This window comes from Saccharopolyspora montiporae, from assembly GCF_015209505.1.
GTDB lineage: Bacteria > Actinomycetota > Actinomycetes > Mycobacteriales > Pseudonocardiaceae > Saccharopolyspora > Saccharopolyspora montiporae.
The window spans coordinates 1-16,796 of the sequence record NZ_JADEYC010000030.1 but is presented as its reverse complement, the minus strand read 5'-3'; the positions used below and the strand labels follow the sequence as shown (position 1 = coordinate 16,796).

Annotated in this window: 19 protein-coding genes; 15 read left to right on the top strand and 4 right to left on the bottom strand. The window is 73.2% G+C overall.

The features are described 5' to 3' along the window. Positions 1-41 precede the first annotated feature (41 nt). From IQ251_RS16130 to IQ251_RS16120, 3 genes are read left to right on the top strand one after another with little or no spacing between them, the layout of a single operon-like run. Entirely contained in the window at positions 42-1,178 is a 1,137-nt protein-coding gene (locus tag IQ251_RS16130; RefSeq protein WP_370591439.1) for an acyl-CoA dehydrogenase family protein, read from the top strand. A gap of 53 nt (positions 1,179-1,231) precedes the next feature. Next, positions 1,232-1,978, top strand: coding sequence for an SDR family NAD(P)-dependent oxidoreductase (locus tag IQ251_RS16125; protein ID WP_193929428.1), 747 nt, complete (start codon positions 1,232-1,234; stop codon positions 1,976-1,978). Positions 1,979-1,992: 14 nt separating this feature from the next. Then, positions 1,993-3,639, top strand: a complete 1,647-nt coding sequence (locus IQ251_RS16120; RefSeq protein ID WP_193929427.1) for an AMP-binding protein — start codon at positions 1,993-1,995, stop codon at positions 3,637-3,639. Here IQ251_RS16120 and cynS read toward each other — a convergent pair. After that, the gene (cynS, locus tag IQ251_RS16115) at positions 3,627-4,067 is read right to left on the bottom strand and encodes a cyanase (RefSeq protein WP_193929426.1); all 441 of its coding nucleotides are present in this window, start codon (positions 4,065-4,067) and stop codon (positions 3,627-3,629) included. The genes IQ251_RS16120 and cynS overlap by 13 nt on opposite strands. 362 nt (positions 4,068-4,429) lie before the next feature. On the opposite strand from cynS, the gene IQ251_RS16110 reads away from it, so the two are divergent. The 5 genes from IQ251_RS16110 to IQ251_RS16090 all read left to right on the top strand — a co-directional run bounded on the left by IQ251_RS16110 (position 4,430) and on the right by IQ251_RS16090 (position 7,909). Next, positions 4,430-4,912, top strand: a complete 483-nt coding sequence (locus IQ251_RS16110; RefSeq protein ID WP_193929425.1) for a GreA/GreB family elongation factor — start codon at positions 4,430-4,432, stop codon at positions 4,910-4,912. Between the two features lie 228 nt (positions 4,913-5,140). After that, a complete protein-coding gene (locus tag IQ251_RS16105) occupies positions 5,141-5,359 on the top strand; it encodes an acyl carrier protein (RefSeq protein ID WP_193929424.1) in 219 nt (72 codons plus the stop codon). 49 nt (positions 5,360-5,408) lie between these two features. Continuing rightward, a complete protein-coding gene (locus IQ251_RS16100) occupies positions 5,409-6,806 on the top strand; it encodes a condensation domain-containing protein (RefSeq protein WP_193929423.1) in 1,398 nt (465 codons plus the stop codon). Between the two features lie 143 nt (positions 6,807-6,949). Continuing rightward, positions 6,950-7,105 (top strand): hypothetical protein, encoded by a 156-nt coding sequence (locus IQ251_RS16095; protein ID WP_193929422.1) that lies wholly within the window; start codon positions 6,950-6,952, stop codon positions 7,103-7,105. Between the two features lie 75 nt (positions 7,106-7,180). Next, positions 7,181-7,909, top strand: coding sequence for a haloacid dehalogenase type II (locus tag IQ251_RS16090; RefSeq protein ID WP_193929421.1), 729 nt, complete (start codon positions 7,181-7,183; stop codon positions 7,907-7,909). Positions 7,910-8,219: 310 nt separating this feature from the next. On the opposite strand, the gene IQ251_RS16085 is transcribed toward IQ251_RS16090, so the two are convergent. Continuing rightward, complete coding sequence (locus IQ251_RS16085) at positions 8,220-9,032, bottom strand: UbiA family prenyltransferase (protein WP_193929420.1); 813 nt, start codon at positions 9,030-9,032, stop codon at positions 8,220-8,222. A 27-nt stretch (positions 9,033-9,059) separates the two neighbouring features. Here IQ251_RS16085 and IQ251_RS16080 point away from each other — a divergent pair, with 27 nt between their 5' ends. The 4 genes from IQ251_RS16080 to IQ251_RS16065 all read left to right on the top strand — a co-directional run bounded on the left by IQ251_RS16080 (position 9,060) and on the right by IQ251_RS16065 (position 12,749). Then, on the top strand, positions 9,060-9,797 hold the full coding sequence (locus IQ251_RS16080; protein ID WP_193929419.1) for a methyltransferase domain-containing protein: 738 nt from the start codon (positions 9,060-9,062) through the stop codon (positions 9,795-9,797). Continuing rightward, positions 9,794-10,981 carry an acyl-CoA dehydrogenase family protein gene (locus IQ251_RS16075; protein WP_370591438.1) on the top strand — a complete coding sequence of 396 codons (1,188 nt, stop codon included), beginning with the start codon at positions 9,794-9,796 and terminating at the stop codon, positions 10,979-10,981. Before IQ251_RS16080 ends, IQ251_RS16075 begins: the two co-directional genes overlap by 4 nt. Next, positions 10,978-12,027: a type III polyketide synthase gene (locus tag IQ251_RS16070; RefSeq protein WP_370591437.1), complete on the top strand. Its 1,050-nt coding sequence runs from the start codon at positions 10,978-10,980 to the stop codon at positions 12,025-12,027. Before IQ251_RS16075 ends, IQ251_RS16070 begins: the two co-directional genes overlap by 4 nt. A 65-nt stretch (positions 12,028-12,092) precedes the next feature. Then, a complete protein-coding gene (locus tag IQ251_RS16065) occupies positions 12,093-12,749 on the top strand; it encodes a DUF2071 domain-containing protein (protein WP_228047190.1) in 657 nt (218 codons plus the stop codon). Between the two features lie 4 nt (positions 12,750-12,753). On the opposite strand, the gene IQ251_RS16060 is transcribed toward IQ251_RS16065, so the two are convergent. Next, complete coding sequence (locus IQ251_RS16060) at positions 12,754-13,944, bottom strand: site-2 protease family protein (RefSeq protein WP_193929417.1); 1,191 nt, start codon at positions 13,942-13,944, stop codon at positions 12,754-12,756. 159 nt (positions 13,945-14,103) lie between these two features. Here IQ251_RS16060 and IQ251_RS16055 point away from each other — a divergent pair, with 159 nt between their 5' ends. After that, entirely contained in the window at positions 14,104-14,988 is an 885-nt protein-coding gene (locus IQ251_RS16055) for a universal stress protein (protein WP_193929416.1), read from the top strand. Between the two features lie 6 nt (positions 14,989-14,994). On the opposite strand, the gene IQ251_RS16050 is transcribed toward IQ251_RS16055, so the two are convergent. Further along, entirely contained in the window at positions 14,995-15,795 is an 801-nt protein-coding gene (locus IQ251_RS16050; protein ID WP_193929415.1) for a class I SAM-dependent methyltransferase, read from the bottom strand. Positions 15,796-16,132: 337 nt separating this feature from the next. Between IQ251_RS16050 and IQ251_RS16045 the strand changes: the two genes are divergently transcribed. Beyond that, complete coding sequence (locus tag IQ251_RS16045; protein WP_193929414.1) at positions 16,133-16,387, top strand: hypothetical protein; 255 nt, start codon at positions 16,133-16,135, stop codon at positions 16,385-16,387. A gap of 144 nt (positions 16,388-16,531) precedes the next feature. Beyond that, positions 16,532-16,796 (top strand): GlsB/YeaQ/YmgE family stress response membrane protein (locus tag IQ251_RS16040; protein WP_193929413.1); only part of this gene is annotated, 265 nt, incomplete at its 3' end.

The following is a 16,796-nucleotide window of genomic DNA, read 5'->3' as shown; positions in this document are numbered from 1 at the left end:
ACCCGCCGAGCAGAAACCCGGGAGCAGGTGTGGATTTCGGAGTGAGTACCGAACAGGCCGAACTGGCCGAACGGGCGCGCCGGTTCGCCGCGGAGCGCCTGGCGCCCGGATACCGCGCCCGCGAGCGGGCGGGCGCCGTCGAGCCCGAGGTGCGCAGGGAGATGGGTGAGCACGGGTTCATCGCCCCGGAGCTGCCCGCACAGCTGGGTGGTCGCGGGACCGGGCGGCTCAGCTCGGGCATCGCGGTCGAGGAGATCGCCAAGGGGGACTTCTCCGTCTCCTACCTGCAGGTCGTCGGTTCGCTCGTCGGCCAGATCCTGGCCACCGAGGCGCCCGCGGACCTGGCGGCGCGCTGGGTGCCCGGCATCTGCGCGGGCGAGCACGTGGTGGGCATCGGGCTCACCGAGCCGCACGCCGGATCGGATGCGGGCATGCCGCGGCTGACCGCTCGCCGCGAGCAGGACCACTACGTCCTGGACGGGGTGAAATCCCTGTCGTTTTGCGGTTCCGCCTCCGCCGCGGTGGTCTTCGCGCGCACCGGTGACGACCAGCGCCGGGCGAAGGGGATCAGCGCCTTCCTCGTCCCGCTGGACCTGCCCGGTGTGACCCGGGAGTCGTACGCGGACATGGGAACCCGCGCCGTCGAGCGCGGTGCCGTGCACCTGGACGGCGTGCGCGTGCCCGCGGGCAACCTCATCGGTGCCGAAGGGTGCGGATTCACCCAGGTGATGCGCGGTTTCGACTTCAGCAGAGCGCTGATCGGCCTGCAGTGCACCGGTCTCGCGCAGCTGACCGTGGACGACACCTGGCGGTACGTGTCCGAGCGCGAAGCGTTCGACCGTCCGCTGAGCGCGTTCCAGGGCGTGTCCTTCCCGCTCGCCGAGTCCGAGACGCTGCTGACCGCCGCGCGCCTGCTGTGCCGGGAAACGCTGTGGCTGGCCGACGAAGGGCTCGCGCACACCGCGAAAGCGGCGATGTGCAAGTGGTGGGCGCCGAAGACCGCGTTCGAGGTCATCCAGAACTGCCTGCTGCTGCACGGCCAGTTCGGCTACCGCACCGATCTGCCCGTGGAACAGCGGCTGCGCGACGTGCTCGGGCTGCAGATCGGCGACGGCACCGCGCAGATCATGAAGCTCGTGATCGCCCGGGACAGGCTCGGCCGCGAGCTCGCCCCGTGAACCGGAAACAGGCGGACCGTGCGCAGGTCCGCGGATACGTCGAGGAGTCAGGAATGGGACGACTGCAGGACAAGGTCACCGTGGTCACCGGCGCCGGGCGCGGGATCGGCCGCGCCATCGCCGAGAAGTGCGCCGCGGAATCAGCGACGGTCGTGATCGCCGACATCGACCCGGACACCGCCGCGGCCACCGCGAAGGAGATCGGCGAACCGGCGATGGGCGTGCGCGCCGACGTGACCTCCCGCGATTCGGTGCAGGCCGCGGTCGAGGAGGTCACCGACCGGTTCGGCCGGATCGACGTGCTGGTCAACAACGCGGGCTGGGACAAGGCCGCGCCCTTCGTGGACAGCGACGAAGCCGACTGGGACCGCATCGTGGCGATCAACCTGTTCGGCACGCTGCACACCACCAAGGCCGTGCTGGGGCACATGGTGGAGCAGGGCAGCGGCGCGGTGGTCAACATCGGGTCCGACGCCGGCCGCGTCGGCTCCTCGGGCGAAGCCGTGTACTCGGCCGCCAAGGGCGGGGTCATCTCGTTCACCAAGACCATCGCCCGCGAGGTGGCCCGGCACCGGATCAACGTCAACTGCGTGTGCCCCGGCCCCACCGATACCGAGCTGTTCAACTCGATCGGCGGTGACCGGCCGGAACTGCGCCAGGCGCTGACCAAGGCGATCCCGTTCCGGCGACTGGGCGACCCGGCGGACCTCGCCGGCGCCGTCACCTTCCTCGCCTCCGCGGAGGCCCAGTACATCACCGGGCAGACCGTCAGCGTCAGCGGCGGCCTGACCATGAGCTGAAACGGGGCGCGACGATGGCGTTCGAGACCAACCTCACCGCCGAGCGCATCGGCGAGCACACCGCGCAGGGCCACTGGACCGGCGAGGTCAGCACCGACCACCTCGATGCCTGGGCCGCGCGGGTCCCGGACAAGCTCGCGGCGGTCGACGAGCACCGCAGCACGACCTACCGCGAGCTGGCCGAGCAGGTGCACCGCTGCGCGGCCGGTCTGCTGGAACTGGGCGTGGGTGCCGGTGACGTGGTGTCCTTCCAGCTGCCCAACCGCATCGAGTGGCTGGTGCTGCACTTCGCCTGCACCCGCATCGGTGCGGTCAGCAACCCGCTCATCCCGATCCACCGCGACCGCGAGGTCGGGTTCGCGCTGCAGCTGGCGCGATCGCGGATCGTGGTCGTGCCGGACGAGTTCCGCGGTTTCGACCACCCGGCGATGGTCGAGCGGCTCCGCCCGGACCTGCCCGACCTGCAGCACCTGCTGGTGGTCGGCGGGGAGAGCGGTCCCGGCAGGACATCGTGGGAGGAGTTCCTGGCCACCCCGTGGGAACGGCAGCACCCGGCCGCCGAGCTGGCTCGGTTGCGGCCAGACCCGGACGAGGTGACGCTGCTCATCTTCACCTCCGGCACCACCGGTGAGCCCAAGGGCGTGATGCACACGCACAACGCGCTGGTGGCCGCGAACCGGGCGATGGCGCAGCGGGTCGAGGTCGACTCCGACAGCGTGCTGCACATGGCCTCCACGTTCGCCCACCTGACCGGGTTCCTCTACGGCGCCCGGCTGCCCGTCCAGTTCGGTGCCACCGGCGTCTACCAGGAGGTCTGGGACCCGCAGCGGTTCGTCGAGCTGATCGAGCAGCGCGGGATCACGCACACCTCGGCGGCCACGCCGTTCCTGCACGACCTGCTCAGTGCGGACAACCTGGCCCGGCACGACGTCTCCGCGCTGCGCCGCTTCTGCTGCATGGGGGCGCCGGTGCCGCGCCCGCTGGTGCGCCAGGCCGGGGAGCAGCTTCCCGCGACCGATGTGCTCAGCGGCTGGGGCCAGAGCGAGAACGCGCTGGTGACCATCGGCGTGCCCGGAGACGACGAGGACAAGACCGCCACCCGCGACGGGATCCCGCTGGCGGGCATGCGCATCCGGGTCGTGGACGCCCGGGGACGGCCGCTGCCGCCCAGCGCGGAGGGCAGGCTGCAGGTGCGCGGCCCGTTCTTGTTCGTCGGCTACGCGCGGCGCCCGGACACCACGCGCGATGCGTTCGACGGGGCCTGGTTCGACACCGGTGATCTGGCCGCCATCGACGAGGACGGCTACCTGAGCATCAGCGGCCGCACCAAGGACGTGATCATCCGCGGCGGGGAGAACATCCCGGTGGCTTACCTGGAGGACGTCCTGCACGAGCACACCGCGGTGCAGGCCGCCGCGGTGGTGGGCGTGCCGGATCCGCGGCTGCAGGAGCGGGCCTGCGCGGTCGTCGTGCCCGAACCCGGGGAGCCGGAACCGGATTTCGCCGAGCTGCAGCGGTTCCTCGCCGCGAAGGGCGTGGCCAAGCCGTACTGGCCGGAACGGCTGGAGGTGGTCGGCGAGCTGCCGCGCACGCCCAGCGGCAAGATCCAGAAGTTCCGCCTCCGCGAGCAGCTGGGCGACGAGGCGGATCACCAGCGGTAGTCGAGGAACTTCCCGTCCCACGTCACCACCACGCGGTCGCCCTCCGGATCCGGCACCCGCTCCACCTGCATCCGGAAGTTGATGGCGCTCATGATCCCGTCGCCGAACTTCTCGTGGATGAGCTCCTTCAGGGCGGGTCCGTAGACCTGCAGCGCCTCGTGGAACCGGTAGATCGTCGGGTCCGCGACGACCGCTTCGCCGGAGCCGCGGTAGGGCTGGCGCTGCAGGGCCTCGACGACGTCCGCGCCCAGGTCGAGCAGTTCGGCCGCGGCGGCCGCGTCGGAGGGGCTCATCGGGTGCTGACCCAGCAGCGCCGCGGTCGTCCACACCTCGGGCTTGCCCAGCCGTTCGGCGATCTGCGCCCAGGTCAGACCCGCCCGCACGCGCGCCTGCGCCACCACTTCGCCTGCTTGCTGCTTGTGCACCATCGGCTCCGGGAGATCGGGGTTGCTCTGCGCGGCGGACGGTAGCCGCCGCGCGTACCGGGCGCATGACCACGCGGGGACACCGGTGTGACGCCGGCTGCCGATGGCGGTCCCGCCCCGGCCGGGTGCCGGGGCGGGACCGCAGCGGGCCGCGCCGGGTGCAGTGGCCGACCCGCGGGCCGAGCGGTGCGTTCCCCGCGCCACCGACGACACCGCAGATGCTAGAACTGGCGTTCGATTGATCGCCAGTCGGCGGGGTGTGGCCCTGGGCACGCTGCCCGCTCCCCGTGCCGACGGACGTGCCGGAGCAGATACTGGCCGCGCCGCCGGGTCGCGGCGGTACCGGCCGGGACGGAGGTGCGCAGATGGGTGGCACGGGATCGGAGTCCGAACCGGATCTGTCCGGCGCGGCGCGCGGCCGCGTGGACGAGGAGCTGCGCAGGCTGCGGAGCAGGCGCGCGGAGCTGGTCGACGAGCTGACCCAGGGCGGTGACCAGGGCGATCGCGGGGACGCCTCGCGGGCGCTGGAGGCCGGGGACGAGCTGGTCGACCTGGACGACCGCATCGCGCTGCTGCGTCACCACCTGGCCGATGGTGGGCACCCGCCGGTGGAGGGCATCCGCCCGGGGACGCGGGTGACCCTGCGGTTCGGCGGCGGCGACGTGCAGGTGCTCGACGTCGTGGGCATCACCGAGGAGGTGCCGCCCGGGGCCGAGGATCGCTCGCTGACCACGGACAGCCCGCTCGGATTGGCGCTGTCCGGTGCCCGCCCGGGCCGGCTGGTCGAGTTCGACGCGCCGGAGGGTCGGCGCCGTGTCCGGGTGATCGACGTCGAGCTTCCGGAGTAGCCGCCGGACTTCCGGATTCCGCGGAACTGGCCACTGTGGACCGAGCAAACCGCCTCAGCGGAACGGAAAATCGAACTTTTCGGGTTCATGATCACTCATTCAGGTGGAACCGGGTCCGGTTCCTGGAGGGGTTCGCCCGGGTGACGTCAGAGTGGTCGCGGACCGCCGCGGGGAGCTGCCCGCGGCGGTCCGCGCGAACCAGCCCCGCACCCCGAGTGGAGAACCGGAATGTTCCAGACGCTGCACGAGATCCTCGTCGACCGGATCCGAATAGCGCCGGACGGTATCGCGCCGGAAGCGACCCCCGAGGACATCGATCTGGACTCGTTGGCCATGGTCGAGCTGTCCGTGGCCCTGGAGGAGGTCGGTATCGCCATCACCGAAGGCGAGCTCAAGCACGTCGCCACCGTCGGCGACATCGCCGAGCTGATGCAGGAGCGGGCATGACCGCCCGCAGCACCCCCGTGCGCGCAGGAGTGGTGATGTCCGCGTGGAGATGACCGAACTCGACGAATACCCGCTCGCCCCCGGCCTGCTGCGGGAGTGGACCCCCCGCGCGCCGGAGCTGACCGCCGCGTCCGGGGAGGTCCGCGACGAGGCTCCGCCCACCTACAACCAGGAATGGCACTTCCGCGGCATCGCCAGCCTCCAGGGACGCGGCATCCGCACGCCCGCCTGGCTCGGGGTCGGCTTCGAGATCGCCGGGGAACTCGACCAGGAGGCGTTCCGCGCGGCCCTGCGCGCCTGGGTCGACCGGCACGAGACGTTGCGCAGCACGCTGCGCGGAACGGGCCCGGACATGCAGCGGTTCACCGCACCGGCCGGTCGGGTCGGCATCGAGGACACCAAGGTCGGCGAACTGCTGCCCGAGGACGACATCACCGGAACCGTGCAGCAGCGGCTGGACGCGGCCACCGACGGTACGCGCTGGCCGAACTTCACCGTGCAGACCCTGGAGCGCGCCGAAGGGACCACGGTGCTGGTGGCCTACGACCATTCCAATGTGGACGGATACTCGGTGCTGGCCACCGCGCACGAACTGCACGTCCTCTACGCCGACTGCCTGCGCGGCAGAGCGCCCCGGGTTCCGTCGGCGGGCAGCTACGTCGCGTTCAGCAGGGCCGAGCGCGACGCCGCGCGCGACGTCGACCGCGATCACCCGGCGGTCGGCGAGTGGGACGCGTTCATCGACGAATGCGGGGGGAACCTGCCCGGATTCCCGCTCGAACTCGGTGTCGGGGACGGAGAGCTGCTGCCGCACACCGGAGCTCGCCGCCACCTGCTGGACGAGGTCGAGGCCGAGGAGTTCGAGCGGTTCTGCCGCCACCACCGCGGCAGCGCGCTGGCCGGCGTGCTGGCGGCGTCCGCGGTCGTGGCGCGCGAGTTGCGCGGCGACGACGTCTACCGGGTGGTCTCGCCGTTCCACACCCGCGCGAGCCCGGAGTGGTCGGCGTCGATGGGTTGGTACGTGGGTGCCGGTCCGGTGCGCATCGATCTGTCCGCGGCTCGGCGGCTCAGCGAGGTGCTCGCGCCGGCGCAGAGCTCGGCCCGGCAGGCGATGCGGGTGGCGAAGGTCCCGTTCGCCAAGGTCGTGGACGTGCTCGGACTGGACCTGCAGCGGCACTCGCCGGACGTGTTCTCCTTCGTGTCCTATTTGGATATGCGGGAGATCCCCGGTGCGCGGGACTGGGCCGATTGGAACGCCCGGACGCTGGTCCGGATGTCGTACGGCGACAAGGCGAACCTGTGGGTCAATCGCACGCACGGCGGTCTCGGCATCACGGCCCGCTACCCGGACACCCCGGCCGCGCAGCACAGCATCACCCGCTACTTCGACGGCGTGGCGGCCGTGCTGCGTGATGTGGTCACCAGCGGTGATCACGCCCTTCGCTGATCCGCATCCGCCGGTCGTTTTCCCTGGTAGCCGGAACATGCGTCATCGCAGCCGGTTTCGGCTGTCCCTCAGGAGGCAGCGAGCGAACCTGCTCGCGACACCGCCGTATCCGGCGCCGACCACCAACCGAGAGGACGAGGTTGATGGCTTACCAGGGCAATCCTTCCGCCGACGAGAGCACGGGCAGCGAGCACGGGGACGCCGAGCGCTTCTTCGTGCTGCCCAGCGAGACCGCTGAGCGCATCCGGCGCGAGGAGTCCCGCAGAGCCGACGACGGTGGCGAGTGCGACCGGAAGTGACCGGCGCATCGCCCGGCGGGCGGATTGCCCGCCCGCCGGGCGTGCGGATGATGGCAGGGGACACGGGAGGTGCCCATGCCGGTGGAAGGGGTCCGGGTCGTCGCGTTCGACGTCTTCGGCACGGCTGTGGACTGGCGCACCGGGGTCGCCCGCGCCGTCGCGGCAGCGGCGGCGCGGCGCGGTGCGGCCGTGGACGAGTGGGCCTTCGCCGACGCGTGGCGCGAGCGCTACCACCCCGCGCTGGGTGCGGTGCGCAGCGGTCGCCGGGAGTGGGTGAACCTCGACCGGCTGCACCGGGAATCGCTCGACGAGCTGCTGGACCGGTTCGACGTCGGTGAGCTGTTCGACGACCGGGAACGGCGCGAGCTGGTCCGGTCCTGGCACCGGCTGCCGCCGTGGCCCGACGTGGGCCCCGGGTTGGAACGGCTGCGCGCGGACCGCACCGTGGCGGCGCTGTCCAACGGCGGATATGCGCTGCTCACCACGCTGGCCAAGCACGCGGGACTGCCGGTCGACGCCGTGCTGTCGGCCGAACTGGCCGGAACGTACAAGCCGGATCCGCACGTGTACCGCACCGCGGCGCGGCTGCTGGACGTGCGCCCGGACGAGATGCTGCTGGTCGCCGCGCACCACTGGGATATCGAAGGGGCGCGCGCCGTCGGGCTGCGCACCGCGTTCCTGGAACGCCCGCTGGAGAAGGGCCCGCACGGTCTGCCCGACCGGGCGGTGGACGTGACCAGCGATCTCGCCGTCACCGGTTTCACCGAGCTCGCCGAACACCTCGCGCCGCCGGCGGCTGCCTGAGCGTGCCGGGGCGTGCACCGGGCCGCGGCGGCTCAACGGGGCGCCGCGGGCCCGGAGCGCCCGGTTTACCGGTCGGCCCGCACCGAAGCGCCGAGCACCACGGGGCCGAACAGGCCGCCCGCGGTCAGCAGCGCCAGCACCAGAGCTCGGGAAAGACGGGTCATGAGCGTTCCCTTCGGGGTTCGGCCGCGCTCCGCCCCGCAACGCGGCAGCCGGTTGATCACCGGCCTTCCGCATCGAACGATCCATGATCGGCGCGAGCAAGTCATGATCCTCCGGTCGGGCGATCAGAAACCGCTATCGGGTGGGATCAGCCGCCGCGCGCGAGGAGCAGCAGGACGTCCAGTACCGCGACCACCAGCACCGCGTGGAAGGCGGCGCGCGATCCCGACCGGCGCGCGAGCAGACCCCCGGCGACCAGGACCAGCGCGGTCAGCGCCAACATCGTCCACGAGGCCGGGGTCACCCGGCCGGGGGCGAGCACCAGCACGGCCGAGGCCGCCAGGACCAGCACCGCGGCCGCGGCGGTGCTGCCCGGCCGGCCGAGGCGGTGCGGCAGTCCGCGGACACCGGCCGCGAGGTCGTCCCGCAGGTCCGGCAGTGCGTTGGCGAAGTGCGCGGCCGACCCCAGCAGGACCGCGGCCAGCACTAGCCACCACGGCACCGGCCGGGCACCGCCCCAGAGCACGAAGACCGGCAGCAGGCCGAACGAGACCGCGTAGGGCAGCACCGACCACGGGCGGGACTTGCCGTCCAGGTCGTAGTACCAGGCCGAGACCAGTGCCGCGGTGTGCGCGACGGCGGCCGGCAGCCCCGAGGGCAGCGACAGCAGCACCGCGGCCGCGGCGGCGCAGCCGATCGCCACCCGCACCGAACCGGCCGGGATCTCGCCGGCGGCCAGGGGTTTGCCGCTCCGGTCCGCGGCGGCGTCCCGCTCGGCATCCACCAGGTCGTTGAGCCAACCCACCGACAACTGCCCGGCCAGCACCGCGGTGACCACCAGCAGCACACCGCCCGGTGCCCGGCCGGTGAGGGCCGCGAGTCCGCCGGCCACCGCAGCCACCACCGCGCACGGGGCCGGGTGCGCTGCCCGGATCAGCGCCACCACCGCGGAATGCCGCATCCGGCGGAGTGTGCCAGCCTGTGGCGCATGGCACGCCCCGGCAGGACCGTCCGGCGCGGCGATCCGGAGCTGTACGAGGTGTTCGCCGACCAGTGGTGGGATCCGCGCGGTGTTTTCGCCATGCTGCACTGGCTGGCCGCATCCCGCGCCGCACTGGTCCCCGAGGCCCGCCGCCGCGGCAGCGTGCTCGTCGACCTCGGCTGCGGAGCGGGCCTGCTGGCGCCGCGGATCGCGGAGCGGGGGCACCTGCATGTCGGCGTCGACACCAGTACCAGCGCGCTGCGCCACGCGCGGGAACGCGGGGTGCGCCCGGTGCTCGCGGACGTCGCCGACACGCCGCTCGCCGACGGCAGCGCCGACTGCGTCGTCGCCGGCGAGGTGCTGGAGCACGTGCCCGACCTGCCGCGGGTGATCGCGGAGGCGTGCCGCCTGCTGCGCCCGGGCGGCGTGCTCGTCCTGGACTCGCTGGCCGCGACCGCGCGGTGCCGCCTGCTGGCGATCGGGCTCGCCGAGCGGATTCCGGGGCTGGCTCCGCGCGGAGTGCACGATCCGGCGCTGCTCGTGGACCGGGCCACCCTCGTCACCGAGGCGGCGCTGCACGGGGTTCCGCTCGCGTTGCGCGGTATCCGCCCGGACTTCGGCGATCTCGCGTCGTTCTTCGTCGGGCGCGGCGAGCACGTGCGGATGCGCCCGACCGGGTCCACCGCCGTGCTGTTCCAGGGCGTGGGGCGGAAATCCCCGGCGCCGGCGGGCGGTGGGCCGTGACCGTGCCGCGCGCCTTCCCGGAACCGGCCTGCGCCGCCGCCGATCTCGCCCGCGGGCTGGCGCCCGGCTTCGCCGAGCGCGCGCAGGAGCACGACGCATCCGGCAGCTTCCCGGCGGAGGACTTCCGCGAGCTGCGCGGCTGCGGGCTGCTGGGGCTGATGGTGCCCGAGGAACTGGGCGGTCTCGGCGCCTCGTTCGCCGACTACGCCGCCGTGGCGGGTGAAATGGCCGCGGGTTCGGGGTCCACGGCGCTGATCTTCAACATGCACGCGTCGATCACCGGTGCGCTGGCCGCGGCCGGGCACGACCTGCTGGCCGACCTGGGTGCGGCGGACGGATTCGGCGCGGAACGCGACCGGCTGCTGGCCGGCGCCGCCGCCGGGTCGCTGTACGCGGTGGCGATGAGCGAACGCGGTGCGGGATCCCGGCTTTCGCACACCCGGACCAGCTTCGCGCGCACTGCGGACGGCTACCGCATCACCGGTGCCAAGGCGTTCGTCTCCGGGGCCGGGCACGCGGACGCCTACCTGGTCACCGCGCGGGAGGACGCCGGTGCCGAACCGGCCGTGTCCTACTTCCTGGTGCCGCACGGGCCCGGGGTGCGCGTCGAGCCGACTTGGGACTCGCTGGGTATGCGGGCCACCGGGAGCCATGACGTGCACTTCGACGTCCGGGTGCCGGCCTCGGCGCTGCTCGGCGGGGTCGAGGGTGTCGTGCTGCCGCTGGCGCAGATGATGCCGCAGTGGCTGGTGGCCTCGTACGCCGCGGTGTACGCCGGGGTCGCCCGCGCCGCGGTGCAGGCCGCGAGCACGCACCTGGCCGAACGCGGCCTGCACGAGCTCCCGGCGGTGCGCGCGCGGGTCGGGCGCGCCGAAGCGGCGGTCGCCGCCGCGGAAGCGGTGGTGCGCGAGGCCGCGCGGCGGGTCTCGGCCGAACCCGGTGCGCCGGGCACGAACCGCTGGGTCTGGCGGGCGAAGCTGGTCGCCGGGGACACCGCCGCCGAGGTGTCCTCCTCGCTGCTGGAAGCCGCCGGTGCCGGTGCGGGACGGCGTGGGCATCCGCTGGAGCGCATCTTCCGGGATGCCCGCTGCGGTGCGCTGCAACCGGCCACCTCTGACGTGTGCGCGGACTGGCTCGGCGTGGCGGTCCTGGACGGCGACCCGGATGCCGAGGCGCGCTGGTGACCGCCGTGCTGGCCGGGATCGGGTCCGCCGTGCCGGACGGCGGCGCCGAGCAGGACGAGCTCTGGGACGGGTTCTTCAGCAGGCACTTCGCCGGGAACCGGATCGCACGGCGGTTGTTCGAGTCCGCGGGTGTGCGGCGGCGCAGTGTCGTGGCCAACCCGCTGCACGAGGACGTCTCCGGTTGGACCACCGGCGCGCGGATGCACCGCTACGCCCAGGTTGCGCCCGAGCTCGGTGCCCGCGCGGTGGCGGCGGCGCTGGACGACGCGGCGATACCGGCGGACGAGGCGGGGATGTTCGCCGTCGCCACTTGCACCGGTTACGCCACCCCGGGGGTGGACATCCGGATCGCGGCCGAGCTGGGCATGCGGGACGACGTGCAGCGGTTGCTGATCGGACACATGGGCTGCTACGCGGCGGTCCCCGCGCTGGGTGGGGGCGCGGACTTCGTCATCGCCCGCGGCCGCACCGCCGTCGTGCTGTGCCTGGAACTGACCTCGCTGCACCTGCAGCCGTCCACCGCCGACACCGACCAGATCGTCTCGCACGCGCTGTTCGGGGACGCCGCGGTCGCGGTGGTGCTCCGGCCGGCCCGTCCGCGGACCGGTGAACTCGCGCTGGCCGATGTCACCGCGCGCACCGATCCCGGTACCACCGGGCACATGACCTGGGACATCACCGATGCGGGGTTCCGGATGGGGCTGTCGCCCGCGGTTCCGGACGTGCTCGGCGAACACCTCGTCCCGGTCGTCGACGGGCTGCTCGCGCGCAACGGCCTCAGCCGCCGCGATGTGCACGGCTGGGCGGTTCACCCGGGGGGACCGCGGATCCTGGACACCGCCGAGAACGCCCTCCAACTGGGGCCTTCCGCGCTGGTCCGCTCCCGGGAGGTGCTGGCCCAGCACGGGAACTGCTCCTCGGCGACGCTGCCGCTGATCGTCGAGCGGATGGTGCGCTGCGGTGAGGCCGGTTCCGGGAACCTGGTCGCGCTGGCCTTCGGACCGGGCCTGACGCTGTACGCGGCGCTGCTGCGCGCCGGGTCGTGACCGCGCAGCCGCCGGAACCCGTCTCGCCGGCACCGCCGCATCCGGTGCAGCACCCGGTGGCCGAAATGTTGTGGGAGGACCCGGTCTTCGTGCACTGGCCGTGCGATCCGGGTCTCGTGGGGCCGCTGCTGCCACCCGGGACGCGGCCGGACCTCAGCGCCGGTGCCGCGTGGATCGGCCTGGTGTGCCTGCGGATCCGCTGCGCCCGCGTGCTCGGCCTGCCGGTGCTGCGCGAACCGGGCCTGGCGGAGATGAACCTGCGCACCTACTGCGTGGACCGGTCCGGGCGGCGCGGGCTGGTGTTCCTGGCCGCCGGGTTGTCCCGGACCGCCCCGGCGCGCGCGGCCCGGCTGCTGGGGCGGTTGCCTGCCCGCGGGAGCGGTGTGCAGCACGCGGACGAGCAGGGCGTGCTGGCCTATTGCGCGGGCGATCCGCTGCGCTCGGGGCTGCGCGTCGTGCCGGGCGGACCGGCCGGACCCGGCGCGCACGAGCACTTCACCACGGATCGGTGGCGGCTGTTCGCGCGCTGGTACGCCGGCAGGCTGCTGCGGGTGGCGGTGGCCCATCCGCCCTGGTCGCTGCGCCGCGGACGGCTGCTGGACCTCGACGCCGGTGGGATGTTCGCCGCGGCCGGACTTCCGGTGCCCCGCGCGGACCCGGCGGTGCTCTGCGCGGCGGCGACCTCGTCCCGCTTCGCCGCGCCCCGCCTGGTGCGGGGGTGACCGCTCACCCGCGACCCGGGTACCACCAGTCCGGAGGCGGCGGGCGGTCGTCCTCCGGGGGCGGGGTGCTCGGGCCGGACGTGGCCTGCGGGCCGGTGAATCCGGCCGCGCGGTCCAGCTCGGCCGGGGTGATCGAGCCGGCCAGCACTGCGCCGTCGAACACGAGCACCCGCTCGTCGGCACCCGCCAGCCGCGGCATGACCGCGGACAGTGGTTCGTCCGGGGCAGCAGTGCCGACTTCGGGCAGCGGGGTGGCGATCCGGGCCAGCGTCGTCGTGCTCCGCGCGCGCTGCGGGACCGCGCGAGCCCGCCGCACGCCCACCACGCCGAGCAGTTCGTTCCCGTTGCTGACGGCGAAACTCGCCGGGCCGCGCTCGAAGACCCGCTCGCGTAGGAACCGGTCCACGGTCAGCCCCGCGTCCACGGTCGGCACGTCCCGGTCCATCGCCTCGGCCACCCGGATGCCGGCGAGCTTCTCGCCGAGGCGGGCCTGCCGCTGCTCACCACCGGCGATGGTGAGCACGAACATCCCGATCAGCACCCACCAGACGCCGTCCACACCGCTGGTGAACGCGCGGACCACCCCGGCGGCGACGAGCAGTCCGCCCAGGCCCTGACCGGCGCGCGCCGACCACACCGACGCCGTGGTCCGGTCCCGGGTCCAGCGCCACAGACCGGCCCGCAGCACGCGGCCGCCGTCCAGCGGTGCGGCCGGGACCAGGTTGAACACCGCCAGCGCGACGTTGAGCACGGCCAGGTACAGCAGCACCGCCGCGGCCAGCCGTCCCGCGCCTACCTGGATCGCCGCCCATGCCGCACCGCCGAACACGACCCCGAGCAGTGCGCTGACGGCCGGTCCCACCACGGCGATGCGGAACTCCGCGCCCGGCGTGCGCGCCTCGTCCTGCAACCGGGCCACACCGCCCAGCAGCCACAGGGTGATCCCGGCGACCCGAACGCCGTTGCGCCGGGCGACGATCGCGTGCGCGAGCTCGTGCCCGAGCAGGGACAGCATCAGCAGCACCGCGGCCAGCACCCCGCTGAGCGCGTAACCCGGCGCCGAATGCCCCGGGAACACCGCGGGCAGCTGGTAGGCGGCCAGGCCGACCGCGACCAGCAGCATGATTCCGGCGACGCTCCAGTGCAGGCCGACCCGGACCCCCGCGATGCGTCCCAGCGGGACAGTTGCTCTCATGTGCGCTCCGCATCCCGTGACTGCTCGTAGCACCAGTGTGCCCGCACCGCCCCGTTCCGGGCTGCCCGCGGACCGGTGACCACCCGGTCCGATCCGCGCTGCCGGGCTCCCGCGGGCGGTCCACCATGGGTGCGGCGGGTGGTACGGAGGGAGCAGCCGATGGCAGCCGGCGGTAGGCCGATCGTGGTGGGGTGGGACCTGTCGGATTCCTCGCGCAGGGCGGTCTGGTGGGCCGCCCGCGAAGCGTCCAGCCGCGGGGTCGACCTGCTGTTGGTGCACGTGTTCACCTGGCCGTTCGAGGAGTTCACGCCGATCCGCGTGGCCGGTGCGGATGACACCACCGAACCGGTGCAGCAGGCGCTGCGCCGCGCGCTGGACGACCTGGTCGAGAGCTGCCACCAGATCGACCCGGAACTGGACGTGCGCACCGAACTCCGCAACGGGGATCCGGCGCACGAGCTCGGTGCGTTGTCCGAGGAAGCGGAACTGCTGGTGCTGGGCGGTCCGTCCGGTGACGAGGTGCCCGGGATCGGGTCCACCTCGGCGGAACTGGTGTCCCGCCGGGCCAGCACTGCGGTCGTCGTCGTGCGCGGCGATCCGCAGCGCACCACCGGGCCGGTCGTGGTGGGCGTGGACGGGTCGCCGGTGAGCGCCGCTGCGGTGGCCTTCGCGTTCGACTACGCCGCGCGGCACGACCGGGAACTCGTCGCGGTGCACGCGTGGAGCGATCTGCCGCTGGAGCCGTTCGCGCAGACGGGTACCTGGGACACCGCGTGGGGCGAGGTGCGCGAGGAAGCCGAGCAAGTGGTGGCCGCCGCCCTGGCCGGGTATCGGGAGCAGTACCCGGACGTGGTGGTGCGCCGCGAAGTCGCCCCGGAAAAGCCCGCGGCCGCGCTGTTCCGCGAAGCGGCCGACGGCGGCCTTCTCGTGGTAGGCAGCCACGGCCGCGGCCGCATCCGGCGGGCCTTGTTGGGGTCGGTCAGCCACGCCGCGGTCAACCGCGCCCCCGCGCCGGTGGCCGTCGTTCGCGCCGGTACCGGCTGATCGGGCTCACCCGATGCCGTAGCGCAGCACCCGCACCATCCGCCGCAGCGGCGGAAGGGCGCTGGCCCGGCGGTAGGGGGCGGACATCCGCCTGCGCGCGGCCGGGGTCATGATCCGGTTCTCCTCCAGCAGCCGCAGCCGCGGGTGCCAGGACGGCAGTGCGCGCGGATCGCGCAGCGCCCAGCCGAGCACGGCGCCGGTCGCCGAAACCGCCGCACCGCGGCCGATGAGCCGCTTGCCGAGCGGGGTGACCGCGTCGAAGACCAGCTCGCCGCGCCCGATTCGTTGCGCCAGCGCGGTGACCAGCTCGCGCACCTCGCGGGCGGCCAGGTAGAACAGCACGCCTTCGGCGACCACCAGCGTCGGCCGGTCTTCCGGGACCGCGTCCAGCGCTGCGGTGCCGGTGGCCGGGGCGGCGACGAGCTTGCGGTCGCCCTGCTCGCCGTAGAGCTCGCACCGCAGCTCGATCACTTCCGGCAGGTCGATCTCGTACCAGTCGGTCCCGGACCCGGGCTGCACGCGGCCGTACCGGTCGTCGAGCCCGCAACCCAGGTGCAGGACCACCGCGTCGGGGTGGCGGTCGAGGAATCGTCGGGTCCAGGCATCCAGCGGTCGGCTGCGCAGCGCGGTGCCCACGACTTCGTCGGTGCCGATCTGCAGCCGGGAGAAGTCGTAGTCGATGCGGTGCACGGCCTCGGCGGCCGCCGGGTCACCGAGCACCGGCTCGGGCGACCGGCTGTCCAGCGCTCGCGAGTAGAGGGTGATCAGGAGAGTTTCGGCCTGCGCGGACAGCCGGACCGGTGCCATCGTGCCTCCCGTGCTCGGTGGCTCCCACCGCGCGGTGGAAGCCAAGACCACTCTGCTGGCGGGGCGCGCCGTTGTGAAGACCGCCGCCGGGCCGGGACGTTCACCATCTGAAGTTCCCGAGTGGCCGGATCCCGAGATCGCGGCGAAAATGTGGGCTGATCAACAGCGCCTGCCGAAAGAGGGGATTGGCGTGTACGGCGAATCCGGTTCGGGAACCCGCGTCCGCACGCGGTATCCGGACGACAGCGCCCACCGCTGCGACCACCGGTCCCGCTCCCGGGCCCCGGCACAACCGGGGCCGGTCCGCGATCAGCGAACCTCTCGTAGCCCGTTCGCGATGCGTCGGTTGTCGGTGTTCGTCTACGCGCTGTGCATGGGCGCGTCGCCGATCGCGTTCCTGCTCGCGTTCCTGGCCTGGCAGCAGCCCGCCGGCCTGCCGATGTTCGTGGCACTGCTGGCGATGGGACTGCTGCTGCTGGTCAGCGGTGTGGTGGTGATCCTCGTGCGCTGCGTGGCCGAGCAGTCGCGCAGGCTGCGCCGCCACCAGATGCTCATCGAGCAGTTCACGGTCAGCAGCGGCGAGCTGCGCTGAGCACCTGCCTGCGTTTCACCCCACCCGGATGATCTCGGTCATTGCTGCGGCCACCCCGGACGGGACAGGATTCGGTGCGCCGCCGCTGCCGTCGGTGCAGGGCGGTCCGCAGCATTCCCAGCACGGTTAGGTGGTTTTTCGAGGATGTTCTTCACGATTCTCGGGTGGCTGGTGTTCGGCCTCATCGCCGGGTTCATCGCACGAGCGCTTGTCCCGGGCAAGGACAACATCGGCCTGGTGATGACGATCGTGCTCGGCGTCGTCGGATCCGTGGTGGGTGGTCTGGTGGTCGGGGCGCTCACCGGTGGGCTCCGCGGGTTCGCACCCGCCGGGTGGATCGGCTCGGTGATCGGTGCGGTCATCGTGCTCGTGGTCTACAACAAGGTCACCGGACGCAACCGCGGAATCC